21 protein-coding genes are annotated in these 26,311 nt (G+C 57.5%); 10 read left to right on the top strand and 11 right to left on the bottom strand.

Annotated elements, in window-relative coordinates:
* The first annotated feature begins 191 nt into the window (after nt 1-191).
* Nucleotides 192-1,814, top strand: a complete 1,623-nt coding sequence (gene istA, locus HMPREF3153_RS07310) for an IS21 family transposase (RefSeq protein WP_070420461.1) — start codon at nt 192-194, stop codon at nt 1,812-1,814.
* 6 nt (nt 1,815-1,820) lie between these two features.
* Nucleotides 1,821-2,570 (top strand): ATP-binding protein, encoded by a 750-nt coding sequence (locus HMPREF3153_RS07315; RefSeq protein WP_070420462.1) that lies wholly within the window; start codon nt 1,821-1,823, stop codon nt 2,568-2,570.
* A 466-nt stretch (nt 2,571-3,036) separates the two neighbouring features.
* Here the strand turns inward: HMPREF3153_RS07315 and HMPREF3153_RS07320 are convergent, their stop codons facing one another.
* From HMPREF3153_RS07320 to HMPREF3153_RS07340, 5 genes are all read right to left on the bottom strand, one after another.
* Nucleotides 3,037-3,612 carry an NADPH-dependent FMN reductase gene (locus tag HMPREF3153_RS07320; protein ID WP_034657575.1) on the bottom strand — a complete coding sequence of 192 codons (576 nt, stop codon included), beginning with the start codon at nt 3,610-3,612 and terminating at the stop codon, nt 3,037-3,039.
* Between the two features lie 286 nt (nt 3,613-3,898).
* Complete coding sequence (nrdF, locus tag HMPREF3153_RS07325) at nt 3,899-4,924, bottom strand: class 1b ribonucleoside-diphosphate reductase subunit beta (RefSeq protein WP_080970012.1); 1,026 nt, start codon at nt 4,922-4,924, stop codon at nt 3,899-3,901.
* A gap of 53 nt (nt 4,925-4,977) precedes the next feature.
* On the bottom strand, nt 4,978-7,176 hold the full coding sequence (gene nrdE, locus HMPREF3153_RS07330) for a class 1b ribonucleoside-diphosphate reductase subunit alpha (protein ID WP_034657573.1): 2,199 nt from the start codon (nt 7,174-7,176) through the stop codon (nt 4,978-4,980).
* 35 nt (nt 7,177-7,211) lie between these two features.
* On the bottom strand, nt 7,212-7,670 hold the full coding sequence (nrdI, locus tag HMPREF3153_RS07335) for a class Ib ribonucleoside-diphosphate reductase assembly flavoprotein NrdI (protein ID WP_034657571.1): 459 nt from the start codon (nt 7,668-7,670) through the stop codon (nt 7,212-7,214).
* 116 nt (nt 7,671-7,786) lie between these two features.
* Nucleotides 7,787-8,467, bottom strand: coding sequence for a metal-dependent transcriptional regulator (locus HMPREF3153_RS07340; RefSeq protein ID WP_005531784.1), 681 nt, complete (start codon nt 8,465-8,467; stop codon nt 7,787-7,789).
* A 137-nt stretch (nt 8,468-8,604) separates the two neighbouring features.
* Here HMPREF3153_RS07340 and HMPREF3153_RS07345 point away from each other — a divergent pair, with 137 nt between their 5' ends.
* The 3 genes from HMPREF3153_RS07345 (at nt 8,605) to HMPREF3153_RS07355 (ending at nt 11,727) form a co-directional block, all read left to right on the top strand.
* On the top strand, nt 8,605-9,204 hold the full coding sequence (locus HMPREF3153_RS07345) for an ATP-dependent Clp protease proteolytic subunit (RefSeq protein ID WP_005531783.1): 600 nt from the start codon (nt 8,605-8,607) through the stop codon (nt 9,202-9,204).
* A gap of 21 nt (nt 9,205-9,225) precedes the next feature.
* Complete coding sequence (locus HMPREF3153_RS07350; RefSeq protein ID WP_005531782.1) at nt 9,226-9,849, top strand: ATP-dependent Clp protease proteolytic subunit; 624 nt, start codon at nt 9,226-9,228, stop codon at nt 9,847-9,849.
* 378 nt (nt 9,850-10,227) lie between these two features.
* Complete coding sequence (locus HMPREF3153_RS07355; protein WP_005531781.1) at nt 10,228-11,727, top strand: peptide MFS transporter; 1,500 nt, start codon at nt 10,228-10,230, stop codon at nt 11,725-11,727.
* On the opposite strand, the gene fabG is transcribed toward HMPREF3153_RS07355, so the two are convergent.
* Together fabG and HMPREF3153_RS07365 are read right to left on the bottom strand one after the other, a co-directional pair.
* Entirely contained in the window at nt 11,724-12,488 is a 765-nt protein-coding gene (gene fabG / locus HMPREF3153_RS07360; RefSeq protein ID WP_070420463.1) for a 3-oxoacyl-ACP reductase FabG, read from the bottom strand. The two genes, HMPREF3153_RS07355 and fabG, sit on opposite strands and share 4 nt — an antisense overlap.
* A gap of 59 nt (nt 12,489-12,547) precedes the next feature.
* Nucleotides 12,548-13,909, bottom strand: coding sequence for an MFS transporter (locus HMPREF3153_RS07365; protein WP_070420464.1), 1,362 nt, complete (start codon nt 13,907-13,909; stop codon nt 12,548-12,550).
* A 319-nt stretch (nt 13,910-14,228) separates the two neighbouring features.
* Between HMPREF3153_RS07365 and clpX the strand changes: the two genes are divergently transcribed.
* Entirely contained in the window at nt 14,229-15,524 is a 1,296-nt protein-coding gene (gene clpX, locus HMPREF3153_RS07370) for an ATP-dependent Clp protease ATP-binding subunit ClpX (protein ID WP_049151628.1), read from the top strand.
* A gap of 75 nt (nt 15,525-15,599) precedes the next feature.
* Here the strand turns inward: clpX and HMPREF3153_RS07375 are convergent, their stop codons facing one another.
* Nucleotides 15,600-16,370 (bottom strand): TetR/AcrR family transcriptional regulator, encoded by a 771-nt coding sequence (locus tag HMPREF3153_RS07375; RefSeq protein WP_070420465.1) that lies wholly within the window; start codon nt 16,368-16,370, stop codon nt 15,600-15,602.
* A gap of 274 nt (nt 16,371-16,644) precedes the next feature.
* Between HMPREF3153_RS07375 and HMPREF3153_RS07380 the strand changes: the two genes are divergently transcribed.
* Nucleotides 16,645-17,610 (top strand): malate dehydrogenase, encoded by a 966-nt coding sequence (locus tag HMPREF3153_RS07380; protein ID WP_070420466.1) that lies wholly within the window; start codon nt 16,645-16,647, stop codon nt 17,608-17,610.
* 5 nt (nt 17,611-17,615) lie between these two features.
* On the opposite strand, the gene panC is transcribed toward HMPREF3153_RS07380, so the two are convergent.
* Entirely contained in the window at nt 17,616-18,446 is an 831-nt protein-coding gene (gene panC / locus HMPREF3153_RS07385; protein WP_070420467.1) for a pantoate--beta-alanine ligase, read from the bottom strand.
* A gap of 6 nt (nt 18,447-18,452) precedes the next feature.
* Nucleotides 18,453-19,292 (bottom strand): 3-methyl-2-oxobutanoate hydroxymethyltransferase, encoded by an 840-nt coding sequence (gene panB, locus HMPREF3153_RS07390; protein WP_070420468.1) that lies wholly within the window; start codon nt 19,290-19,292, stop codon nt 18,453-18,455.
* Nucleotides 19,293-19,341: 49 nt separating this feature from the next.
* Here panB and HMPREF3153_RS07395 point away from each other — a divergent pair, with 49 nt between their 5' ends.
* From HMPREF3153_RS07395 to HMPREF3153_RS07405, 3 genes are read left to right on the top strand one after another with little or no spacing between them, the layout of a single operon-like run.
* Complete coding sequence (locus tag HMPREF3153_RS07395) at nt 19,342-22,167, top strand: valine--tRNA ligase (protein WP_083280971.1); 2,826 nt, start codon at nt 19,342-19,344, stop codon at nt 22,165-22,167.
* Entirely contained in the window at nt 22,167-23,702 is a 1,536-nt protein-coding gene (locus HMPREF3153_RS07400) for a bifunctional tetrahydrofolate synthase/dihydrofolate synthase (protein ID WP_070420470.1), read from the top strand. Before HMPREF3153_RS07395 ends, HMPREF3153_RS07400 begins: the two co-directional genes overlap by 1 nt.
* Entirely contained in the window at nt 23,699-24,178 is a 480-nt protein-coding gene (locus HMPREF3153_RS07405; protein WP_049064231.1) for a DUF4233 domain-containing protein, read from the top strand. Before HMPREF3153_RS07400 ends, HMPREF3153_RS07405 begins: the two co-directional genes overlap by 4 nt.
* A 91-nt stretch (nt 24,179-24,269) precedes the next feature.
* Here HMPREF3153_RS07405 and HMPREF3153_RS07410 read toward each other — a convergent pair whose 3' ends face one another.
* Nucleotides 24,270-26,231, bottom strand: a complete 1,962-nt coding sequence (locus HMPREF3153_RS07410; protein ID WP_070420471.1) for an HtaA domain-containing protein — start codon at nt 26,229-26,231, stop codon at nt 24,270-24,272.
* Nucleotides 26,232-26,311 lie beyond the last annotated feature (80 nt).

Raw genomic sequence — 26,311 nt, forward strand, 5'->3', positions numbered from 1 at the left:
TATGCGGAATTTTTTACTGATCACGACGGTGAGATGCCGGTTCGTCGTAGTTGGTACCGGTAATCCGCGTAGTTGGTACCGGGTTTCCGGGTAGGTGGTACCGTCAATCATTTTCGGTCATTGTATAGGTGGCGTGGGCACAACCTGTGCCGGCGCGTCATCACCTTTCATGACCTTAAGGAGGGCCTTTCATGGCCAACTTCAAAGACATCATGGCACTGTGTTTAGATGGGGCAACCTACTCCGCTATCGCAGCAGCGCTTGGCTGTTCTAGACGCGATATCGCCAAAGTCAAGACACTCATCGCTGGCCACGGCATCACTAAGGAGTCGTTTGCTCAGCTGGATCCATCATTCTTCGACGAGCACTTCAGCGACCACCGTGGGGCCCGTCGCAAGCGCTACGACCAGCCAGACTTTGAAAAGCTCGCCAAGCGCCTTGCCAACAACAAGCATCTCACTCGCCACAAGCTGTGGATGGACTACGTTGCTGCACCTGCTGGTGAAGGTGAGTCGAAGTATCAGTACTCCCAGTTCTGCGAACGACTGCGCACCCACATCCGCACCTCTGGAATGACCTCGATTATCGAACACGAGCCAGGCCAGGAACTTTACGTCGACTGGGCCGGCGACAAGGTTTCCATCATCGATAAAGCCACCGGCGACGTCGGCATGAAAGCCAGCTTATTCGTGGCCATCTGCCCGTATTCTTCACTGTTGTTTGTGACAGCAACAGCTAACGAGAAGATGGACAACTGGATTTCCTGCCATGTGAAAGCCTTGGACTACCTCGGCAAACGTCCTGGCATCATCGTGCCCGATAACGCACCGACCGCGACTTACCGTCCGGTGAAGAACAAGCCCGGCCGGCGCATCCAAGAACGCTACGCCGACTTCGCCGACTACTACGACATCCTCCTCGTGCCAGCCCGGCCTGGAAAACCTCGGGATAAAGCTGCTGTGGAACGTGCCGTCCAACTCGTCTACACGCGCATCCTCGGCTACTTCGACGGGATGACCTTCTACAGCCTCGATGAGCTCAACGAGACTATCGCCCAGCGCGTCGACGACATCAACATGAACATGCCTAGGCCTGATGGGCTCACTCGCAGGGAGCTATTTGATGCGGATGAAGCACCCATGATGCGTGACTTGCCGGATACTCCGTTTACGGAAGTGTCCTGGCGGGCTGTCAAAGTCGACCGTAACTGGCATATCTGCTGCGATTACCAGTACTACTCGGTGCCGTTTCAGTACATCGGCAAGACTCTGCGGGCACGGCTGACCAACAGCCTGGTCAGCATCTTCGACGGTGACGAGCTGGTTGCAGAACACTCGCGCATGCACGGGTTCAAGTACCGCTATTGCACCGATCCGGCACATACCCCGGACAAGGATATCGCTGGGATCAAACCTCTTACCCGCAACGAGCTGCTTGCTCGGGCCTCGTCGTTTGGGCCGGCAACCACCAAGGTTGTCTTATCAATCTTGGACCGCAACGCCAAAGCCATACCCCGCGGACTGCATACCGCCCGCAACGTACTCGTCAAGCTGGGAAACAAGCACAACAAGACCACGCTAGAGCCTGCCTGCCAGCAAGTCATCGACCATAACCTGGCCCCCAACATGCAGGTCATCGCACGGATTCAAGCCGACATCGCCCGCAACGGTCACACCCTTAACCAAACGCCAGCAGTCCAGGTCGATCAAGGCCAGTCGCGCACTGTAGATATCACCGCCATCCCTGATGCAGTGTTCCTGCGCCCCGCCAGCTACTACGACACCCCAACCGCGACCTCGAAGAAGGAGGCCTAGACCACCATGACCACCATCAATCTTGACGACGACATGCGCGCTACACTGCGTAAACTGCGTCTGTCGACCTTCGCCGATATCTTCTTCGACCTGGCCGCTGCCGATGACGCCAACACCGCTCTACCAGAGGAGATCTTCTTAAAGGCAGTGGAAGAAACCGCAGCCAAGCGTCGGCAAACCAACATCGTCAAAGCCATAGCCCAAGCCAAATTCCGCTATCCGGGAGCAACACTCGCCGAGCTGATCAACCCCGATGAACGAAGGTTGAATCTACGCCAGCTCAAACGACTGGCCGCAACACCCTGGCGCGACGAACCTTCCAATGTGCACGTCCTGGCACCGACCGGTGCAGGTAAAACCTACATCGCCTGCGCTATCGGTATTGCTGCCTGCCAGGTCGAATACAGCGTCGCCTACTACCGACTGGATCAGCTCGTCGATGAATTAGCGGCCTTCCCGCCGGCAGATGAACGCTACGTAGCTAAAATGCGCAGGCTACAAAACATTGATGTACTCATCCTTGATGATTTCCTAACGATAGGAATCAACCAGCGCGGACAAGAAGACCTAACCAAGATCATATTCGACCGCGACGGCAGACTGCCGACCATCATCGTCTCCCAAACAACTGCGGCCTACTGGATAAAGAAACTCCCTGACCCCGTCGGAGCAGACTCACTGGTCAGCAGACTCAACGCCGGACAGCGCATCGAACTCGGCGACTACGACATGCGCCAACACCTCGCGCACGCTTAAACAACCGTAGACAGCTAACCTTCACTGACCGGCGAAACCCGACTTCGCTTCTGGGCTCTCGCCGGTCAACCCCCGGCTGTGGTACCAACTAACCGGAAACAGGCAGTACCACGGAGCCGTAACCGCGGTACCAACTACCCGCGCTCAGCAGTGAGAAACTATTTTCATTTCCGCTACCGATCCAACTGAATCAGCGTCCACCCGGCGGTCAAATCAACATAAACCACGTTGTCGGCATGTGGCACCGACAACCCCCAGAGCTAAAGCCCACCCAACCTCTCTGGGCCACGGCCAAGCCGCCGGAAGAAGCCAAGCTAGCACCAGTACAAAAACTCCGTGGACTCCCCGTCCAAAAAGCGGGGAGACTCCGCGTCCACAAAGTCCCTAGACTCCGCGTCCACAAAGTAGCTGGACTCCAAGTCCAAAAACCTCATGGACATAACACCTCTAGAGATGTGCGTGGGTCCTAGCTGGTTAAGGCATTGTCCACCAGAGCCAGGAAGCGCATGACGTAGTCCTTCACAAATTCTGCGGTGTGGTCATTAAGGCGGCCCGAGTCTTCGAAAAGGGTGGGTGATTGGCCGAGGAATACCTCGGGCTGCCCAGGAAAAGGCATATCAAAGTAAGACAGGGCCAATCGGAGGTTCTTTTGTGAGCTGTACCCACCCATGCGCCCTACGGAGTGGCTGATGATTCCTGCGGGAAGGTTCTTCCAAGCCACATCTGAGTTGGGTTTAGAACCGATGTCCACCGCGTTTTTGAGGCATGCGGGGATTGTGCGGTTGTTTTCGGGCGTAATGAAAAGGACTCCGCTAGAGTTCTTGATGGTGTCGCGGAAGGTGGTGTACGCGGACGGAGTTGGCTTGTCCGTGACCGCGGGATCATCGTAGTCGAAGTCATAAAGGGGCAAGTTGCGGATTTCGAGGATGTTTGCCTCGTAGTCTTTCGGGATCATTGTGAGTACTTCGTGCGCAATCTTGCGCGCAATTGATCCGCGACGCAGGCTACCTACGATAACGGTGATGCGTGGGGTGGAAGTCATACTGAACCTTCTTTCTTCATTGGGGCTGGATTAAGGGAGAAAAGGCTTGCAACCGAAAGCTGGCGGCGGGCCGGCACTGTGGGCGGCAGCGAGAAATCCCTCTACTTTGTCATCTTCTTCATTACGGAAATACAGTTCAATTAGGCCCAAGAGCCCTCCCAGGACGGCCTCGCGTGCGGCCGAGGTTTGTAGCAGCCGCAATGCCGCAGGTTGGTTTCCTTCACGAATAGCCTCAAACAATGCAATGGTTTCAAGCCAGCTTCCTTGGTCTGGTCGTGGGAAGGGATTAGAAATCCCAGTCATCATCACTCGTTTCTTCAGCGGTACCAATGACATAGGAGGAGCCTGAACCAGAGAAGAAGTCATGGTTCTCATCTGCTCCAGGAGCTAGGGCGGCGAGAATTTCTGGGTTAACTTCCGTTTCCTCAGGTGGGAAGTAATCTGGGTAGCCCAAGTTCATCAGGGCCTTATTTGCGTTATAGCGAACGAATACGGCTACATCGTCCATGAGTCCTAATGGTTCATATAGTTCGCCGGAGTATTCCAGCTCTAGGGAATAGAGCTCCTCGAGCAAAGAGATGGTGAAATTCTTCATCTCTTGTTGCCTTTGAGGAGAAGAAGATTCTAGGCCACGCTGGTATTTATATCCCGAGTAGTAACCGTGTACTGCCTTGTCACGCAGAATGAGGCGAATCATGTCTGCCGTATTGGTCAGGGTGGCGTGGACAGAAAAGTGTAAGGGGAGATAGAAACCTGCGTATAGAAGGAGCGAAGAAAGCAGCGTCGATGATACCTTGCGCTTGAGCGGATCTGGCCCGTAATAGTGTGTGAGGACTTTCTTGGCACGTGCTTGGAGAAGGTCATTATTCACCGCCCAGCGGTAGGCTTCGTCGATTTCCTTTGTGCTGCTTAGCGTAGAAAACACTGAAGAGTAAGAACGGGCGTGAACTGATTGCATGAAGGCAATGTTGGTGTAAACGGCCTGCTCATGCTCGGTGCGGGCGTCTTGAATTTGGCAGATTTCTCCCACGGTAGCCTGCACGGTATCTAGAGTGGTCAGGCCTGTGAACACCCGCATGGTGAGGTTACGCTCTGAGGGCGTCATTTTCTGCCAGGCTGAGAGATCATTAGAAAGCGGCACTTTCTCCGGCAGCCAGAAATTGGCGGTGAGCCGGTTCCATACTTCAAGATCCTTTTCGTCACTCACACGGTTCCAATTGATGGGGCGGATGCGGGCTGAGGGATCATGGCGGAAGCCCGGAGGCGTAACAGAGATGCTGGTTAACGCAGCAGCGTTCGATGCTGAAGTCATTACTTTTTCCTTTCGGGTGAATTGGTAGTGCAAAAGATGGGAGGTCAGTGCTCCTACAAAGCGCAGGAGACGCAGCCTTCGACCTCAGTGCCTTGGAGCGCGGATTGGCGTAAACGGATGTAGTACAAGGTCTTGATGCCGGCCTTCCAGGCATAGATTTGCGCCCTGTTGATATCCCTAGTGGTGCTGTCGGCAGTAAAGAACAAGGTCAGAGAAAGGCCTTGGTCCACGTGCTGCGTGGCCATGGCGTAGGTATCAATGATTTTCTCGTATCCCACGGTGAAAGAGTCCTCGAAATACTCCACATTGTCGTTGGTCATTCCCGGCGCGGGGTAGTACACGCGCCCCAAGCGGCCTTCCTTGCGAATTTCGATCTTGGAGGCAATCGGGTGGATGGATGCAGTCGAATCATTGATGTAGGAAATTGATCCAGTGGGGGGAACTGCTTGTAGATAGGCGTTATATATTCCGTCTCGGGCCACCTGATTCTTTAATTTCAGCCAGTCCTCGCGTGTAGGAATCCGCACGCCTGCTTCATGGAAAAGCTGCTCTACTCGCTTGGTGGCAGGTACCCATTCCTGTTTGAGATACTTGTCGAAGAATGCGCCGGAGGCATAAGCAGAGTCTTCAAAACCCTGGAATCGCTGACCTTTCTCTACCGCTAACGCATGGGATGTGCGCAGCGCATGATAGGTCACAGTCAGGAAATAGAAGTTGGTAAAGTCCAAAGCCTCGGCGCAGCCATAGTGAATCCGTTTGGAAGCAAGGAAACCATGGAGATTCATCTGCCCCAAACCAATCGCGTGCATGGATTCATTGCCTTTAGCAATGGAAGGAACTGCTTCGATGTCGGTAAGTTCTGAGACTTGGGTGAGCGCGCGCACTGCGGTTTCTACAGTTGCTCCAAAATCCGGTGATTCAAAGGCCTTAGCGATGTTGAGCGAACCCAGATTGCATGAAATGTCTTGGCCGATGGTGGCGTAATTGCCAGATGGGTCAAGAGTGGATGGCGCGTTGACTTGAAGGATCTCGCTACACAGGTTGGACATATTGATATGCCCTTTGAGGGGATTAGAGCGATTGACCGTATCTTCGAAGAGGATATAGGGGTAGCCAGATTCAAATTGAAGCTCAGCAAGCGTAGTGAAAAACTCCCTGGCTTTGATGGTGGTGTGCGAAATTCGCGGATTGGTCACCAGCTCGTCGTAATGCTCGGTGATAGACATGTCGGACATGGGCACGCCGTATTCGCGAGCAATGTCATAAGGACTAAACAGATGCATGTCCTTGTTCTCTTTGGCCAGGCGAAACGTTATATCCGGAATAACGACACCCAGTGAAAGGGTCTTGATGCGAACTTTTTCATCTGCATTTTCCCGTTTGGTATCGAGGAAGCGAAGAATATCTGGGTGATGCGCATGCAGGTAGACAGCCCCAGCGCCCTGGCGGGCTCCCAGTTGGTTGGCATAGCTGAAACTATCCTCCAGAATCTTCATAACTGGGACTACGCCGGATGCTTGGTTCTCAATCTTTTTGATCGGGGCTCCGGATTCGCGCAGATTGCTTAGCAATAGGGCCACGCCACCGCCGCGTTTTGATAGCTGTAGCGCGGAGTTCACACTGCGGCCAATGCTCTCCAAGTTGTCTTCTATTCGCAGGAGGAAGCAAGACACCATTTCGCCGCGCTGAGCCTTGCCTGCGTTGAGAAAAGTAGGGGTGGCGGGCTGGAATCGTCCGGACATGATGTCGTCCACCAGTTTCTCTGCAAGAGCTTTGTCGCCTTGTGCCAGGTAAAGAGCTGTGGTGGTGACGCGTTCTTCGTAGCCTTCGAGGAGTGTCGAGCCGTCAAAGGTTTTTAGCGCGTAGGAAGTAAAGAACTTAAATGCGCCGAGGAATGTGCGGAACCGATGCTGGGCGCGATGTGCTCTGTCATATATGGCGCACAGGAACTCGTCCTCGTAAAGTTCGAGGAAACCCCGCTCATAGTATTCATTATCTACTAACCATTCCAGGCGTTCCGTGGTGGAGCTAAATGTGCGCATGCGGGGAGCAACATGGTGGGCTAAATAATCCTGTGCTGCCTGAATGTCTTTGTCGAACTGAATTCTCCCGGAAGAATCGAATAAGTTCAGCTGCGCGTTGAGCGCATGGTAACTTTTGCGCTTACCAACGCCGCTCTCGTCGTTAGCACCGGTGGTGATGCGATGGGTTGCGTCAACAGGCTGCGCGGGTGTGGTCTGCGGAGGGGTCATTGTGTAGTCCAATCTGTGTGGTCCGGACGTGTTCTTCATCTTTTGACGTGTTCTTGCTGTTCCCAAAACTTGTGAAGACCTTGTTTTACGGTGTCAATATCTTTTTGGGTGCCGAGTAGCTCGAAGTGATACAGCTCGGGCACGTGGCACTTGGCGGAAATGATTTGGCCGGCTACGCAGTAGGCGTTACCGAAATTGGTGTTTCCTGAGGAAATGACGCCGCGGATAAAGGATCGATTGATTGGGTCGTTAAGGAAAGCGATGACCTGTTTAGGAACCGCGCGTTTGAGAGAGCCGCCTCCGTAGGTGGGGACGACGAGTACATACGGGTGTGAAACCTGGATCATTCCGTTTTTCTTGGGCCGTAGTGGAATTCGCACTGCGGGTCTGCCTAGGCGTTCCACAAATCTTTTTGTGTTTTCAGAAACGCTCGAAAAGTACACCAAATCTGGTGAGTCTGACATAGCAATCCTGCTCATCCTGGCCTGAGCCATTCGTGGGATATGTGATATCCGATAGGTTAATTACGTGTGGGCGTAGTTGCAAACTACGGTGCGACGTATATTTTAAAAACGCAGGTAATCTTAGGTTTAGGCGGAGGGGATGGCTTTTATGGGGTATGAGGAGCTACAAAAACTGCGTCGGTAGCCGGGCGCCCGAGCAGTACCCACGGAGCGCTACCAAATACTCGAACTTCGAGTGAGTCTGAAAAGGGGGCTCCTTCGCGCGTGTCTAGAACGGCACCCGTGACAATGCCGTGTTCTTTCAGGAAAGCTAGTAGTTGTGGGTCGGAATCGGAGATCCGTTCAACGATCACCTGAGATTGTGCTCCGCTGTCAGAGAGTCGGTGTGCACGAGGAATCGTGATGTTCCCATCGGCTGTGGGAATAGGATCGCCATGTGGATCCCTACTGGGAAAATTGAGGAATTTGTCCACGCGCTCTATCAGCATGTCCGACACTGCGTGTTCGAGATTTTCTGCTTCGTCATGGACTTCGTCCCATGTATAGTCCAATGCCTGTACCAAGAAAGATTCAAGCAATCGGTGACGGCGCACCATATCCAATGCATACTGTCTACCCCGACCGGTGAGCTCCACTGCTCCGTAAGGTGTGTGTGATACCAACCCTTGCTTGGTCATTTTGCGCACTGCATCGGAGACTGAGGAGAGTTTGAGCCCTAACCGTGCTGAAATAAGTGTGGCGGTTACGGGCTCAGATGACCATTCCTTTAGCCCCCAGATGGCTTTCAAATAATTCTGTGTGCTAGTGGAAAGCTCGGAAACAGACATGGGTAAATCTTAACCCAGCACCTTAGTGTGTGCTGACGTAGCGCTTCCAACGCTCATAGCGAACAGGGGCCCAATTTGAGAAGAATGTCGGTAAGGTGGGGCCAGTTAAAAATTCTTCAATTGAAGGAGCATCATTAATGTCTGAGAAGATTTCAATGAACTCATCCGCTACTGGTATGAGCCTGGGCGATAGCGTCTATGAGCGCCTCTTGCGCGAGCGCATTATCTTCCTGGGAACCCAGGTGGACGATGAAATCGCCAACAAGCTCTGCGCACAGATTCTGCTTCTGTCCGCTGAGGACCCAACTCGGGACATCTCCCTGTACATCAACTCCCCGGGCGGCTCCGTCACGGCGGGTATGGCTATTTACGACACCATGAAGTACTCGCCATGCGATATTGCCACCTATGGCATGGGCTTGGCAGCTTCCATGGGCCAGTTCTTGCTCTCCGGCGGCACTAAGGGCAAGCGCTACGCTCTGCCACACGCTCGCATCATGATGCACCAGCCTTCCGCTGGCGTGGGTGGCACCGCTGCTGACATCGCCATCCAGGCTGAGCAGTTTGCTCAGACCAAGCGTGAAATGGCGCAGCTGATCGCTGAGCACACCGGCCAGAGCTTTGAGCAAATCACCAAGGATTCTGACCGTGACCGTTGGTTCACCGCACAACAGGCCAAGGAATACGGCATCGTTGACCACGTCATCGAGTCCGTAAACGGCCCGATTAGCAACTAGGGAATAAGGAGAATTATCACTATGTCTAACCTTCAAATGCCTAATTCCCGCTACGTTTTGCCGGAATTCATCGAGCAGAACGCACAAGGCTCTAAGACCACCAACCCGTACTCCAAGCTTTTCGAAGAGCGCATCATCTTCCTTGGCACCCAGGTTGATGACACCTCGGCGAATGACATCATGGCGCAGCTACTGGTCCTCGAGTCTCAGGACCCAGATCGCGACATCACCATGTACATCAACTCCCCGGGTGGCTCCTTTACCGCGCTGATGGCTATCTACGACACCATGCGCTACGTACGTCCTGATGTGCAGACCGTGTGCCTGGGCCAGGCTGCTTCCGCAGCTGCCGTCCTGCTGGCTGCCGGTGCACCGGGCAAGCGTGCGGCACTGCCGAACTCCCGCGTGTTGATTCACCAGCCACGCACCCAGGGCACCCAGGGCCAGGTTTCTGACCTAGAGATCGAGGCTAACGAGATCGAGCGCATGCGCCGCCTCATGGAGAACACCTTGGCTGAGCACACCGGCCGTACTGCGGAGCAGGTTCGCATCGATACCGATCGTGACAAGATCCTGACTGCCCACGAGGCAGTAGAGTACGGCCTCATCGATACCGTCTTTGATTACCGTAAGCTCAACGCTTAAAACGTAGTAATTGAGCCAAAGCCCTTGCACCGTATATGTGGTGCAAGGGCTTTAATCTTTTCAGTTCTATAGGTCTTGGAGTATCACCCAAGTCCGTCCTACGGGTGGATGTGTGACGGTTACCAAGGTGGTTTATGGGTTTGTGGGTTTAACACCTATGTGAGTAACCACAAGCGAGCTTTGTTACGTCGTCAAGAGTGAACGGCGGAAGTGGAAGTTGATGCTCCGGTTCGCGGTCTTTTCGGTTGCAAATATGCGTGTGAAAGTTTTCGCAGTGCGGGGCCGTGACGTGGAATTTTCTGCAGCTGCGTGCCTTAAAAATTATTTCGGGCAACCAACCGATTTGTTGCTACCGAGAATTAGTGCTCAACTATTTATATGTCAGATCACAATACGCAGTTGTCTGGTGCGACAGAACACAAAGCGGAGTCTGAAGAAAGACTGTTCTTCGGGCATCCGTGGGGCCTAGCCAACCTATTTGGCATCGAGATGTGGGAGCGTTTCAGCTTCTACGGCATGCAGTCGATCGTCTTGCTCTATATGTACTACTCCGTCACCGATGGCGGACTGGGCATGGACAAGACCGCTGCAACGTCCGTGGTTGGTGCCTACGGCGGTCTGGTCTATATGGCCTGCCTTCTGGCCTCTTTAGTTGCAGACCGAATTTTGGGCCCGGAGCGCACCCTGTTCTACTCCGCGAACCTGGTGATGCTCGGTCATATCGCCCTAGCGTTTATTCCGGACGTTACGGGTCTGGCGATTGGTTTGGTTCTCATAGCCATCGGTTCCGGCGGTGTGAAGACCACCGCCCAAGTGGTGCTTGGCTCGCTATATAGCCGTGATGACACCCGCCGTGACGGTGGTTTCTCCATTTTCTACATGGGGGTCAACATCGGCGCTCTATTCGGCCCGTTGATCACAACGATCATGTGGGGCTGGAAGGGATTCCACTGGGGCTTTGGCCTCGCGGCAATCGGCATGTTCGCGGGCCTGATTCAGTACACCCTGATGCGCAAGTCCACCATCAAGGATGCAGGCCACGAGGTCCCGAACCCTGCTAGCAGCAAACAGGTGCTGCTCGGCCTAGCTGCGGTCCTTGGCATCGCGGCAATTGCGGTAGTTTCCATCGCAACCGGCGTTATCAAGGTCGATTGGCTATCCAACATCGTCACTGCCGTTGCTCTGTTGGCGGCAATCGTATTGTGGTGCCAGATGTACTTCTCCGAGCTGGTTGATGCGGAAGAAAAGAAGCGTCTGCTGGGATTTATCCCTCTGTTTGTCTCTGGTGTTTTGTTCTTCGGTATCTTCCAGCAGCAGTTCACCGTCATGACCATCTATGCGGACGTGCGCTTGGACCGTAACGTCTTCGGCATCGAGATTCCGCCGTCACTCGTGCAGTCCTTCAACCCGATCTTCATCGTGATCTTCTCTGCGGTTTTCGCAACGATGTGGACCAGGCTCGGTAACCGTCAGTGGTCCACGCCGGTGAAGTTCGGTGCCGCCAACATCATCATCGGTATTTCTTTGTTCTTCTTCCTGCCGTACTCCGGTACCGGTGCAAATTCCACGCCGATGTTTGCCATCATTGGCATCCTCTTCCTGTTCACCATGGGCGAGCTTTTGCTGTCCCCGGTTGGTAACGCGCTTGCTACCAAGGTCGCGCCACGTGCCTTCCCCTCCCGCATGATGGCGGTGTGGATGATGGCCGTTGCCATGGGTACCTCCTTGGCTGGCTCCCTGGCTGGTTTCTACAACCCGGAGGATGCCACCGCAGAGAACACCTTCTTTATCTCACTTGGCGTGGCCTCCATCGTGCTGGGCGTCATCATTCTGGCTCTGAGCCGCTGGGTGGTCAAGAAGTTCGCTACCTTCCGCTAACGGGGAGGAAGGATAGCTTCGGGGGATTCGGGGAGGATTTGGCCGCCGTCGACAATGAGCGTCTGGCCGGTGATGTAGCTTGCTTCACGAGACGCAAGGAAGACGGCGGCATTTCCTATGTCGCGAGGGGTACCGAGGCGGTGCATCGGCACCGAGCGAGTCATCTGGTCTAGGTATTGCTGACCTTGGCCCTCCAGGCCTTCGGTCAAGATATTGCCCGGCAGTACGCCGTTGATGGTGATATTGTCACGTGCGACTTCGAGGGCTGCCGAGCGCATGAAGCCCTGCTGGGCGGCTTTCGACGCCCCATAGTGGGCCCAACCTGGGAAGCCAGTGTGGGAACCAGTGATGGAAGTCGTGATGACGATGCGGCCGTAGTTCTGCTTGCGCATAAAAGGCAGTGCTTCCTGGACCACCTTGAACGTGCCGTGGGTGTTGATGGCGAACATCGCCTCCCACTTTTCATCCGTCATCTCGTCCAAGGGGCAGTTGGGGAATACGCCCGCATTGGAACAGACGATGTCGATGCGGCTGTGTTTGTCCACCACAGTGCGGTAGAGCTCACGTACGGATTCACGGTCGGTGACATCTACCTTGAGGGTCTCCGCGCCGAGCTCGGCGGCAGTAGCTTGGGCGTGTTCTAGATCGATGTCAGCAATGACGACGTGTGCGCCTGCTTCGCGCAGCGCGGATACAATTCCGCGCCCGATGCCGGCGGCGCCACCGGTAACGATGGCAACTTGGTTCGTCAGGTCGAACATGATGGGGTCTCCTTCGGCTGGGAAGATGAAAAGCGGTTTCCACCTTCCCAGCGTAGAGGCTAAACCCGGCTGGTGAGAGGGGCGTCGGAAAGCGCGGCGTCAGCAGGCGTAGAAGCTGGAGCTTCATCGGCAATCTTGGCGGAGTAGGCGCGCACACCGAAGAGGGAAAGGGCGGCGAGAAGTGCCGTTGCACCAGCGAGTGTGTACAGGCCCGTCGGAGTCCAGCCGGAGCTGAGGAGGTAGCCAGCGAGGATCGGGGCGAGCGTTGCCCCCCCCACGCGTGCGATGCCGATCGCAGCGCCGGTACCCGTGGTGCGCAGTGCAGACGGATAGGCCTCCGGAGCAACCGTGTACAGGCCGGTGATGCAAGCATTCAAGGTGAGGCCCGCGCCGACTCCCAGGGAGAACATCAGGGTCGGGATGGACGTGGAGAAAATGAACCCCACGAGCACGCCAGAGGCTACCAAGCACGAGACGATGAGCAGTGGGCGGGCATCGATCTTCGTGGTGAGGAATCCGAAGATGAGCGCACCGATGGTGCCGCCGAAGGACAACATGATGCCACCGATGACGCCCTGCTGCGAGGTGAGGCCTTCCTCCGTGAGCAGCTTCGGGGTCCACTGGGAGGTGAAGTTGTAGGCGAACATCACGAAGGAGAAAGCCAGCCACAGCTTGATGGTTGTGCGTACGAAGGAGGGGGAGAGAATGTCCTTGAAGGAAGCGCGCGATTCTTCGTCCTTGGTGGCGCGGACGGTGACCTCGCCCTTGAGGCCCAACTTGGCGGCGATTGAGCGAACCTTGTCCATACGGCCGCGAGCGGCCAGGAAGTCAGCGGACTCGGGAACGAAGAGGACGGTCAGTGCGATGGCGACGACGGTAAGGCCGGCGCCTACCCAGAAGATGGCCTGCCAACCGTGGGACGGCGCCACGGCCGATGCGATGACGCCGCACAAGGAAGCGCCCAGGCCGTAGCCCGAGGCATAGATTGCCACCGCCAGGCCTCGGAAGCGGAGATTCGAGTATTCGCTGACCAAGACGGTGACGCAGACGAGCACGCCGCCGACGCCGATGCCGGTGAGAACGCGGAAGATGAAGAGCAGAGCGAAAGTCGGGGCGAAGGCCGTGGCAACTAGGCCCACCAAGTCGATGAAGAGTGAGATGGTGATAAGGCGTGTACGGCCCATACGGTCGGCGGTCGGGGCAAGGAAGAGGGAACCCAGGCCGATGCCGATGAGGGCGGCGGAGAGCAGCCAGCCGAGCTGGACGTCACTCAAGGTGAAGGCTTCGGCCACCTGGCCGGCGCCGAATGCCATCGCGACCATGTCATAGCCGTCGAGAGCGTTGAGGTACAAGGCAACGAAAATGATAGACCATTGCCGCAATCCCATAGGGGAGCTGTCGATGAGCTTACGGATATCCATGTGTGCTGCAACCTTTGCGTTTGTTTTAAAGATATGACTTAGGACCTTTTGGGGAGGTCCTGATTGCTTGCGGACAAGGTACTGGACAGCTTGGTCTATGTCTACGGAGTAGCTTTTTTAATTCATGAACGGCCCTGGAGAGGTATCAATCAAAGGTTGAGGCTGCGCCACGCGGAGGAATGAATGAGGGTCGTGTCGTGTTGATTTACTAAGGTGGAGATATCTGTGGGACGCGCCTTCTTGGTGTGCAGGATACGAGTACTCTCCGCATCGGAATCCGCCCACCTCAAGTTGAAGAAAAGCGAGTGGAAAGACCTTAATGGCACGTATGCAAGAAAGCGCTGACCTGCTCAAGTGTTCCTTCTGTGGCAAGAGCCAGAAGCAGGTGAAAAAGCTCATCGCCGGCGGCGGTGTCTACATCTGTGATGAGTGCATTGAGCTGTGCAACGAGATCATCGAAGAAGAGCTCGGCGCCGCTGCGGCTGCTGAGACCGCGGACAAGGAAGTAAAACTTCCCCGTCCGTCGGAGATTTCTTCCTTCCTCGACAAGTACGTCATAGGCCAGGATCAGGCTAAGCGTGTGCTTGCAGTGGCTGTGTACAACCACTACAAGCGCATCAAGGTAGAAGAGACCGCGGGCCTTGAAGGGCGCCGCAAGAAGGTCGAAGATGAGGACGTAGAGATTGCTAAGTCCAACATTTTGCTGCTTGGTCCCACCGGTTCCGGTAAGACCTACCTGGCGCAGACTCTGGCGCGCATGCTCGACGTCCCGTTTGCCATTGCGGACGCAACCAGCCTTACCGAGGCGGGCTACGTGGGCGAGGACGTGGAAAACATCCTCCTCAAGCTGCTCCAGGCGGCGGACTTTGATGTGGAGCGCGCACAGCGCGGCATCATCTACGTCGACGAGGTGGACAAGATTTCCCGCAAGTCTGAGAATCCCTCGATCACGCGTGACGTCTCCGGCGAGGGTGTGCAGCAGGCGCTGCTGAAAATCCTCGAGGGCACCGTCGCTGCGATTCCGCCGCAGGGTGGGCGCAAGCACCCCAATCAGGAGTTCATCCAGCTGGATACCTCCAACATTCTCTTCATCGTCGCCGGTGCGTTCGCAGGCCTGGATAAGGTCATCGCGGAGCGCGTGGGCAAGAAGGGCGTGGGCTTTGGCGCCAAACTGGAGACTGCGGACGAGCGCGAGAAGCTCGACCTCTTCTCCGAGGTCCGCCCTGAGGACCTTGTGAAGTTTGGCCTCATTCCTGAGTTCATCGGCCGTCTGCCCATTGTGGCTACCGTGGATAACCTTGACCGCGAGTCCTTGGTCAAGGTCTTGGTCGAGCCGAAGAATTCACTGGTCAAGCAGTACCAGCGCCTGTTTGAGATGGACGGCGCGGAGCTCGTCTTCGAGGACGGGGCATTGGGTGCTATCGCGGAGCTCGCGCTCGAGCGTAAGACCGGTGCACGTGGTCTGCGCGCGATCATGGAAGAGCTGCTGGTACCCATCATGTACGAATTGCCTGACCGCGAAGACATCACTGCGGTCCACATCACCGAGGCCTGCGTGAAGGGCGAAGATGAGCCAAGCTTTGTCTACACCGACGCTGAAAAGGAATCCGCCTAAGGGCAGATGGCTTTAAGGGGCCGCAGATCACTTAAGATCTGCGGCCCCTTAGGCATAAAGCTAAAGAGCAAAGGTTTAGGTGTAGATGTCAGACCTGCTCTGGTCTTCGTCGCTGGAGTAGATATCTTGTGGGATTGAGTCGTTGTCTTCCACCGAGGCTCCCGTGGACAGATAAGAGCTGTACCCCGAGTCCGGGATGTTTGCGGTGAGGAAAGCCAAGACTGCGTCGACCGCCATGCGGTGCATACCCTCGGTGTTTTCTGGGCTGTGCATGTCGATATCCAGCAGGTTCTGCATCATTGAACGGTTGGTTACGCGGTACATCGTTAGCGACGCAATGAGCGTGAAGATGTCATTGGCGGAAATACCCGGGCGGAACGCACCGGAATCCTGACCCAGCATGAGTAGCTTGTCGAGGTGCAAGGAGACCTCAGAGACGTCGATGAGCGCCTGGCCCGCCTCCAAAGCACCTGTGGAGGTTTCCATGGTCATCATGCGGATTGCTTCAGGGTGCTTAACGTGCTGCTTGAATAGCCAGTCAACGAGCGTGCGGACGCCTTCTACCGGGACGGCTGAATCAATGTCGAGAGAACCCGCCGGCGGGTTGAGGCGCCGCGCGGCCGTGCTCAGAGCCTGCTGGTAGAGCCCCTTCTTGTCGCCGAAGTGGTAGTGGATCATGCGCTTGGACATGCCAGCGAGGCGGGAGATATTGTCCAACTTTGCGTCAGCAAAACCCAACTCAGAAAACTGCTCGATGGCTACGTCGATGACTCGCTCGACGGAGCCTGAGAGTTCGGCGGTGCCGACGGAATCGGTCGAAGCCGAATCAGTGGCGTCCATGGTCATAATTTTTACGTCCTTGATGTCCTATGTCAGTACGAATCTTTCCTAGATTCTCCTCTTTTCCTCCTCCTATAGTGCCGAAAAACAAACATTTCCGAGATTCAAGTGAAAATAAAGTCGCGAACTGCGGGACATTCGGGGGTGATTTGGTGGAAATTGTGATTAAGGATGACTCCGAAAGAGGGGAGTAGTCTACGACACTTTCGGGCAAAAGAGGGCTAGGGTGGGGATTGAAGAACGCCATTTCTGGCACCGCTTTTCCTTAGGAGGACTGAACATGACCCAGGCTGCTAATCAACCAGTGAAGATCACCGTCACCGGTGCAGCCGGCAACATTGCGTACTCACTTTTGTGGCGTATTGCTGCTGGCGACGTCTACGGCAAGGACACCCCAGTAGAGCTCGCGCTGTTGGAGATCCCGCAGGCCGTCGGCGCTGCAGAGGGCGTTGCCATGGAGCTGGCCGACTCCGCCTTCCCGCTTCTGCGCGGCATCACCGTCACCGATGATCCGGACGTAGCTTTCAAGGACACCAAGGCTGCCTTCTTGGTTGGTGCACGCCCGCGTTCCAAGGGGATGGAGCGCTCCGACTTGCTTGAGGCAAACGGTGCCATTTTCACGGTCCAGGGCAAGGCTATCAACGACAACGCTGCACGCGACGTCCGCGTGCTCGTCGTGGGCAACCCAGCAAACACCAACGCCTTCATCGCAGCAAACAGCGCGCCGGACCTTGACCCGAGCCAGTTCAACGCGTTGATGCGTCTGGACCACAACCGCACCCTGAGCCAGCTCTCGCTCAAGACGAGCCGCCCCACCGCTGAGTTCACCAAGGTTGCTGTATGGGGCAACCACTCCGCCACCCAGTTCCCAGATCTCACCTACGTCAACGAGGAAGTGGATCAGGACTGGTACACCGGCGAGATGATCCCCAAGGTGGCTAACCGTGGAGCAGAGATCATCGAGGTGCGCGGTCACTCTTCCGCTGCCTCTGCTGCCTCCGCAGCGGTGGACCACATGCATGACTGGATCCACGGCACCGAAGACTGGCGCACCGCAGCCGTAGTCTCTGACGGCTCTTATGGCGTGGACGAGGGCCTCATCTTCGGCTTCCCCACCGTGGCCAAGAACGGAACCTGGGAGATCGTCCAGGGGCTGGAACTCAGCGATTTCCAAAAGGAGCGCATCCAGGCCAACGTGGAGGAGCTGCGCTCCGAGCGTGAGGCAGTCCAGCACCTTCTCAAGTAAGAGGGCTAGAGCTCGAGATTATCGATAAGCCGCACCGGGCCCACGTGTGCGGCAACCAGCGCTAGAGCCGGGCGGGCATTAACGTCCACCGGCTTAAGCGTTTGTGGATCCACCACCGTGAGGTAATCCACCCGTACACCATCGCTTGCATCTAGGGCTTTGGACGCTTCCTCCGCGGAGTTGAACTTGCCGTCCCGCAGGCCAAAGAGGGTGCGCGAGAGCGCAAGTGCCTGCGTCCGCTCGGCATCGTTTAGGCGCTGGTTGCGGCTCGACTCAGCCAAGCCATCCGCTGCGCGCACGATGGGCGCAGCCACCAGCTCCACGGGGAAGTCCAAGTCTGCGACCATCCGGCGCAACACCGCTACCTGCTGGGCATCCTTTTGCCCAAAGTATGCGCGGGTGGGGCGCACCAGATTAAACAGCTTCGAGACCACCGTAGCCACGCCGTCGAAGTGCCCTGGCCGAGAGGCGCCTTCCAGCACCTCACCCATGGCCCCGGTGCGTACCCACGCTAGCGGGGTGCCACTCGGGTACATCTCCTCCACGCTCGGGGCGAAGACAGCATCGGCGCCTAGTGATTCCGCGAAGGCCGCGTCTGCCTCCACGTTGCGTGGATAGTTCCGGAAGTCGTCGCACTCGCCCAAATCGCTAAACTGCAGCGGATTGACAAAGACTGAAACCACGACGACGTCGTTAGCTTCCCGCGCCGCCTCAATCAGCGAGCCATGGCCTGCATGCAGCGCGCCCATCGTGGGCACGAGACCCACGCTGCGGCGTTGACCATCCTGCTGCGCACGAAACTCAACGAGTTCTTTTTTAGTAGTGAATACCTGCACGGTTACTTAACCTTCTTTCACAGAGTCGCTAAAGGACTCTGCCTCGTTTGGAAACTTACGCTCAGCCACGTCGGCGGCATAGGCGCGGGCGGCGTCGGAAAGCACGGTGCGCAAGTCCGTGTACTGGCGCACAAAGCGCGGCGTCTTGCCCGTGCCCATGCCAAAAGCATCGGTCCAGACCAGAATCTGCCCATCGCAGGCATTGCCCGCGCCGATGCCGATGGTGGGGATGGAGACCTCCTTGGTCACCTGCGCTGCGAGCTCAGCCGGAACCATCTCTAGGACCACGGCGAAGGCGCCTGCGGTGGCAACAGCCTGGGCGTCGGCAAGCAAACGCCCCGCCGCCTCGCCACGGCCCTGCACCACGAAACCACCCAGCGCATGCACTGACTGCGGGGTGAACCCGATGTGCGCGCACACCGGAATGCCCGCGGCAACCAAAGCGGAAATCGTCGGCGCAATCTCCTTGCCGCCCTCAATCTTGACCGCCTGCGCGCCCGTCTCCTTCAGCATGCGCACCGCCGAGCGCAAAGCCTGCGCCGGGGATTCCTCATAGGAACCAAAAGGCAGATCCACCACCACGAAGCTGCGGGAGGTGGCCTCAACCACCGCGCGCGTGAGCGGAATCATCTCCTCCATGGTCAGCGAGAGCGTGGTCTCGCGGCCCAAAACCACGTTGGCCAAGGAATCACCCACCAAAAGCAAGTCGATTCCCGCCTCATCGAATACCGCAGCTGTCATGCAGTCATAACTGGTCAAACAAGAAAAGGGTGCGCCCTTAGCCTTTGCCTTGGCAAAGAAACGAGTACGCAGGCGCGCCGGGGAAGTTCCAGGATGTGAAGACATGACAGACAATGTATTCAGTCGTCGGCGCCCGCGGTGCCAATTTCGCCCAATGGGGGTGAAAAAGCCAGTTGACCGACAGGGTAGACTTGTCCGGGTGACTGAGCAGAACAACGCTGTAGATAAAGAGCAACTAATAGGCACTAACCGGGCTGACGCGCTTCCGAAGTCCTGGGAGCCGCAGGCGGTAGAAAAGGACCTTTACGAGTCCTGGGTGGAAGCAGGCTACTTCACCCCGGATGCCACCAGCGAGGCAGAGCCTTATTCCATCGTGCTGCCGCCACCCAACGTGACCGGCCAGCTGCACATGGGCCACGCCCTAGACCACACCCTCATCGACTCCATCATTCGCCGCAAGCGCATGCAGGGTTATGCCACCCTGTGGCTGCCGGGCGCCGACCACGCGGGTATCGCCACCCAGACCAAGGTCGAGGCCAAGCTCAAGGAGACCGAGGGCAAGAAGCGCTGGGACTACGAGCGTGAGGAATTCATTTCCAAGGTCTGGGAATGGAAGGAAGAATACGGCGGCACCATCCAGAAGCAGATGCGTGCCATTGGTGACTCCGTGGACTGGTCCCGCGAGCGCTTTACCCTGGATGAGGGCCTGTCCCGCGCGGTCCAGACCATCTTTAAGCAGCTTTTCGACGCCGGCATGATCTACCAGGCACACCGCTTGGTCAACTGGTCCCCGGTGCTGGAGACCGCGGTCTCTGACATTGAGGTCGTGTACAAGGACGTCGAGGGCGAGCTCGTGTCCATCCGCTACGGCTCGCTAAACGACGACGAGCCACACCTCATCGTGGCCACCACCCGCGTGGAGACCATGCTTGGCGACGTCGCGATTGCCGTCCACCCTGATGACGAGCGCTACAAGGACCTGGTGGGACAGGAGTTTGCTCACCCCTTCCGCGAGGATCTCAAGCTCAAGGTCATCGCTGATGATTACGTGGACATGGAGTTCGGTACCGGTGCTGTGAAGATCACCCCGGCCCACGACCCGAACGACTACCAGATGGGCCTGCGTCACAACTTGGACATGCCGACCATCATGGACTCCACCGGTCACATCGCGAACACCGGCACCAAGTTCGATGGCCTGACTCGCGAGGAAGCACGCGTGGAGATCCGAGAGGCGCTGCGCGAACAGGGTCGCATCGTCAAGGAAATCCGCCCCTACGTCCACTCCGTGGGCCACTCGGAGCGCTCCGGCGAGCCGGTCGAGCCGCGCCTTTCCCTGCAGTGGTTCGTGGCGGTAGAAAAGCTGGCCAAGTACTCCGGCGACGCCGTGCGCGAGGGCGATACCAAGATTCACCCGACCTCCCTCGAGCCGCGTTACTTCGAGTGGGTCGACGACATGCACGACTGGTGCATCTCCCGTCAGCTGTGGTGGGGCCACCGCATCCCGATCTGGTACGGCCCGGAGACCACCGACGCCGAGGGCAACACCACCCGCGATATCGTCTGCGTCGGCCCTGACGAGGAGCCGCCAGCAGGCTACGAGCAGGATCCAGACGTTCTGGATACCTGGTTCTCCTCCGCACTGTGGCCATTTTCCACGCTGGGCTGGCCGGAAAAGACTCCGGACCTGGAGAAGTTCTACCCAACAAACGTGCTGGTCACTGCCTACGACATCCTGTTCTTCTGGGTTGCGCGCATGATGATGTTCGGCACCTTCGCTGGCGTCCAGACCCCAGAGCTGCTCAACGCTGGTGATGGCTCCGCGCGCGATGGCCGCCCGCAGATTCCTTTCCACGACATTTACCTACACGGCCTCGTCCGCGATGAGCAGGGCCGCAAGATGTCGAAGTCCCTGGGCAACGGCATCGACCCGATGGACTGGGTACGCGACTATGGTGCGGATGCCCTGCGCTTTACCCTGGCCCGTGGCGCCAACCCGGGCGTCGACCTGCCGCTGGGCTCCGACGCCGCTGCGGCTTCGCGTAACTTTGCCACGAAGCTGTTCAACGCCACCAAGTTCGCGCTCATGAACGGCGCTGGCGTGGCGGAGCTGCCGGCCCGCGAGGAGCTGACCGACGCCGACCGCTGGATCCTGGACCGCGCCGAAGAGGTGCGCGTCAAGTTTGACGCCTACCTGGACGATTACCAGTTCTCCAAGGCTAATGAGCTGCTCTATCACTACATCTGGGATGAGCTGTGTGACTGGTACCTGGAGATTGCCAAGTCCCAGATTCCGCGCGACGTCGATTCGGCAGATACGTCAGACGCAGAGCGGCTGACCGGCCATAACACCCAGATCGTCTTGGGCCGCGTCCTCGACGTCGTCCTGCGCCTGTTGCACCCGACCATGCCTTTCGTCACCGAGGTCCTGTGGAAGGCACTTACCGGCGGCGAGTCAATCGTGATTGCCCCGTGGCCAACCGCGGCTGATACCAACGGTGGCGTGGCCACCGACGAGGTTGCCGCACGCCGTATCGCGGACGCCGACAAGCTCATCACCGAGCTGCGCCGCTTCCGCTCTGATCAGGGCGTGAAGCCTTCCCAGAAGGTTCCTGGTCGCCTGGACTTCGCCTCCGTTGACCTGGCTGGTCAGGAGAACTTGGTGCGCAACCTGGCCAATACCACCGTGCCGGAAGAGGGCTTCACCGCGTCCGCCTCCATCGAGGTTCGCCTGTCCCAGGGCACCGTCGAGGTCGCACTGGATACCTCCGGCGCAGTCGACGTCGAGGCCGAGCGCAAGCGCCTGGAAAAGGATCTGGCCAAGGCAAATAAGGAGCTCGAGCAGACCGGCAAGAAGCTGGCTAATGAGTCCTTCCTAGCCAAGGCTCCGGACGAGGTCGTGGAGAAGATCCGCACCCGCCAGCAGGTGGCACAGGAAGAAGTCGACCGCATCACCGCACGCTTGGAGGCACTTAAGTAGTGGGCAAGCGAGAAGATCGCGAGGAATACGAACTCGTCGACGCCCTGCAGGAGGGCACTGAGGGCGGACCCGTGGAGATCACGGAGTCCGGCCTGCAGCTCAACCTCGGCATGGGCGCGGCAGACGAGTACGAGGAAGCCGCTCCCATCGAGGTCAGCCCGGAGGAACTGGAAGCGCTAGCGCTTGTCGACGCCGAGCTCAACGCCCGCGCGCCCGAAACCCAGATCGCTCCGAGTCTGGAACGCATCCAGGCGTTGATGGATTTGCTGGGTAACCCGGAGAAGTCCTTCCAGGTCATCCACGTCGCGGGCACGAATGGCAAGTCTTCGACTTCCCGCATGATCGACTCCTTGCTGCGTGCCTTCCACCGCCGCGTCGGATTGGTGACGAGCCCGCACCTACAGCTGGTCACCGAGCGCATAGGCATCGATGGCCGCCCGATTCACCCGCGTGACTTCGTGCGTATCTGGAATGAGATCAAGCCTTATGTGGAGATGGTGGACGCGCAGTCCGACATCCTGATGTCCAAGTTTGAGGTGCTCGTGGCGATTTCCTATGCGGCTTTCGCTGATGCGCCTGTCGACGTCGCCGTGGTCGAGGTCGGCCTCGGCGGCACCTGGGATGCCACCAACGTGGTCAACGCCGAGGTCTCCGTCATCATGCCGGTGGGCTTGGACCACACCGACTACCTAGGCGATACCCTCGCCGAGATCGCGGGTGAGAAGGCCGGCATCATCAAGGCACGCGACGTCGATGCGGACGATGTGTTGGCCCCGCGTGAGAACATCGCCATCATCGCCGAGCAGGAGCAGGAAGCCATGACGGTGATCCTGAACCGCGCGGTGGAGGTCGGCGCGGGTGTGGCGCGCTCCGGCAGCGAGTTCGCCGTGCTGGAGTCCCGCATCGCGGTCGGCGGCCAGCAGCTGAACATTCAGGGCTTGGGCGGCCTCTACGAGGACGTCTTCCTGCCGCTGCACGGCGAGCACCAAGCCAAGAATGCGGGCGTGGCGCTGGCTGCGGTCGAGGCCTTTTTCGGGGCATCGTCTGGCAAACCGCTCGATATTGCCACCGTGCGCACTGGGTTTGCCAAGGCTATTTCGCCCGGCCGCCTAGAGCGCGTGCGCACCAGCCCCACGACCTTCATCGATGCATGCCACAACCCGCACGGCGCCAAGGCGTTGGGTGCGGCACTGGATCGCGACTTCGACTTCGCACGTCTCATCGGCGTGCTCGGCATCTTCGAGGACAAGGACGCCGAAGGCATCTTCACCGCGTTGGAGCCTTACCTGACGGAGGTAGTGATCACGCAGAATTCTTCACCTCGTGCACGTGATGCCTATGAGCTTGCGGAACTTGCTCGCGATATCTTCGGCGAGGAGCGCGTCTACGTGGAGCCTGATCTGCCCGGCGCCTACGCGCAAGCAGTGGAGCTTGCGGAGGACGCGGAAGTTCAGTCCGGCTCAGGTATCGTCATCACGGGTTCAGTCGTCACCGCTGGCGACGCCCGCGCGATGTTTGGAAAGGATCCCGCATGAGTGACTCTCGCCGCGACAGTGTGCCCAACAGGGTGCCCAACAGTGTCCCCGCTGAGGAAATCAGCCCCCTTGGCCTAGGTGAGGCCCCGGTCAAGGACCCGCTGAAGCAGTTCGGCGGAATGGTTGTGGCCAGCTCCCTGACCATGGAGCTGCTCACGCTGGTACTCGCGTTGCCGCTGCTCTACAAGCTCTATGACGGCACCTTGTGGACACCTTTCAATTACTCGGTGGTCATCGGCATGGCCGTGATTCTCTTGGTGAGCTTCGCGTTTATGAACAAGCCGTGGATTGTCAACGCCATGATTGCGCTGCACGTGCTGGCAATCGTCTTAGGATTTATGATCCACTGGTCCATCGCCGCCATCATGATAATCTTCGGCCTGCTGTGGCTGATGGCCTCCTACATGCGCGGCATCATCGTCGAGCGCATGAAGCGCGGCTACCTCACTACCCAGCACCTCAATAAGTCGAGTTAAGTGTTGCGAGTTTAAGCACAGACGACGTCCTACTTGTCCTTCAGGGATTCACGCAGGACGTCTTTTGCTTGTATAACCAGGCTTTATCTGGTTAAAGCCCCAGCGTTCGCTGGACCTGGAGAAGGAATGAGTGCAGCGGCTTGATAGCACCGACTGCAACGGCGATTGCCGCAAAGAGGCCTAGCAGTACTGCGAGGGGAGTCCCTGCTGAAGAGGAAGGCGAAGGCTTCTTGGGCTTTTCTGAAGGTGTTGGCTGCGGGGAGCTTTCAGTCGGAGGTACCGGCTGCGGGGAGCTTTCAGTCGGAGGTGTTGGCTGCGGGGTCTGTTCTTTGGCCGCAGTATCCACGCGGCGCAGCACATAATACTCCTCATAATCTCCGCGCGATTCATCGAGGGTGGGGACAAAAATGGCTCCGTCCTTGCGGGCGATGAATGAACCATTGGCCACGTTGGTTGTTTCGCGGCCGTTTGGAAGGGTGAAGGAAGCAGTGGTCTCAAACGTTCCCGGCTTGAGCCAGTTGAGATCCCCTGTTGCGCCATTTTGTTGAATCGGCGTGCCTTCGGCGTCGAAAGCTAGCGACGCCCAGCCCGGGAGCACTGAGCGCGTGGGCTCGGTTACGGCTACTACATCGCGGTGGGCAGCATCGTAGCGCAGGATCTGTGCCACGGCGGAGGCCCGGTTCGGATTCTTGTCGAAGCGGTAGATGGTGGAGCCATCGCTAACCAATGAGTTCATGTACAAAGTGTTGTCGCCGTGGCGTGAGCCCTTCATAAACTTTGCTCGGTCACCGACCTCAGTAGCGGAGGGCTTGATTGAATAGAGCAGTCCCTTCGCGGATTTGTCCTCGTTGTCGAGCATGATGTCAACGGCACCGTTGTACAAGAAAGTTCCATCTTCCATGGGGACGAGTTCCGCGTTGTCTTTGGTGCTAATGATATTGCCCCATGCGCCGTCGCCGCCGGAAGCTGGGGTATCGCCAAAGAGCTGCGCGGCGTCGGGAAGCTCTGCTTCGTGGAACGAACCTTTGGTACCGGTGACCAAAGTTGCGCTGGTAAAGGAATAATCCTTGCCGGTAGCTACTGCGGCTACGGTGTCAGTCTCTGGGTGGTATCCCACGGCGTAGATGGGCTGGGAAGCAGTGAAGACGGTGCGTGGCTCGGACAATGAATCAGCGGTGACGTCCACTGCCTTCAAGTCGTAGCCCTCGCCGTAGTAAAGCACCGAATGCTGGGAATCGAAGGTCACGATGTTGCGGTCGGTCGTGGCTGCGGGGCGGGAAGCGAGCTCTTTAAGCTCCGAGTTGAGGAGCGCAAAACCGTGTCCGTTGGGCATGGAGACGATGATGTTCTGGCCGGCTTCAAAAAGCTGGTGAACGCCATCGTCGTACTTTGCCTTCGAGTCCCATTGCGCGGTAGACAGCGTTGGTCCAGACGTATTGAGCGGAGCGGCCTCACCGGCATAGCTCAAGGAGACTGGGTCGAGGCCTTCGCCGTCAGTGTAGAACTTGCTGAACATGGTGTTTCCCTCGGGGGTTAGCGTCGATGCAATATTCGACCAATCGACGCGGCCGTTGGCTTCTCGCAGCGTTGCCGATTGAGGTTGGAGCTTCGCAATTTTTACCGGCTTTTCAGGGGCGAAGGTAGTGCCGGAGAGGTATTGGCGTGAGCTGACCGTCGCTTCGAGATACGACTCTTCCGGAGAGAGCACAACCTTGGGATCCTCGAAGTGGAGATCGAGGTCGCAGTGGCCTTCGAGCGGGTTCGATGCGTTTTTGCAGTACTTTCGGTAGACCACCGTGCCGTTGAATTGCGCTTCGGTTCGCTTCGCTGCCTTATCGACAGTGAGGTCGGTTAGTTCGAATTCGAAAGCGTTGCCTTTGCGCGTGGCGCCATCTTTGACCAAGGTGGCACCGCCGGTGTAGTTGTTGAAGCTGGCGCGGATTCCCCAGGTCAGGTGGCCGTCCGTGGCGGGGATAGCCAGCGCGGGTGGCGCAAGCGGAATAAGAGAAGCTGTCACTAGTGCGGCGAGAAGTGTGCCACGGCGAGAAGTCATTGATCCTCCTTGGGAGAGAACGAAGATGAAAATTTAAGTGTCAGTGGGAAGAGCCGAAAATGGATCTCACTGGCGTGAAT

The sequence above is a fragment of the Corynebacterium sp. HMSC06C06 genome, from assembly GCF_001807295.1.
GTDB classification, from domain to species: domain Bacteria; phylum Actinomycetota; class Actinomycetes; order Mycobacteriales; family Mycobacteriaceae; genus Corynebacterium; species Corynebacterium striatum.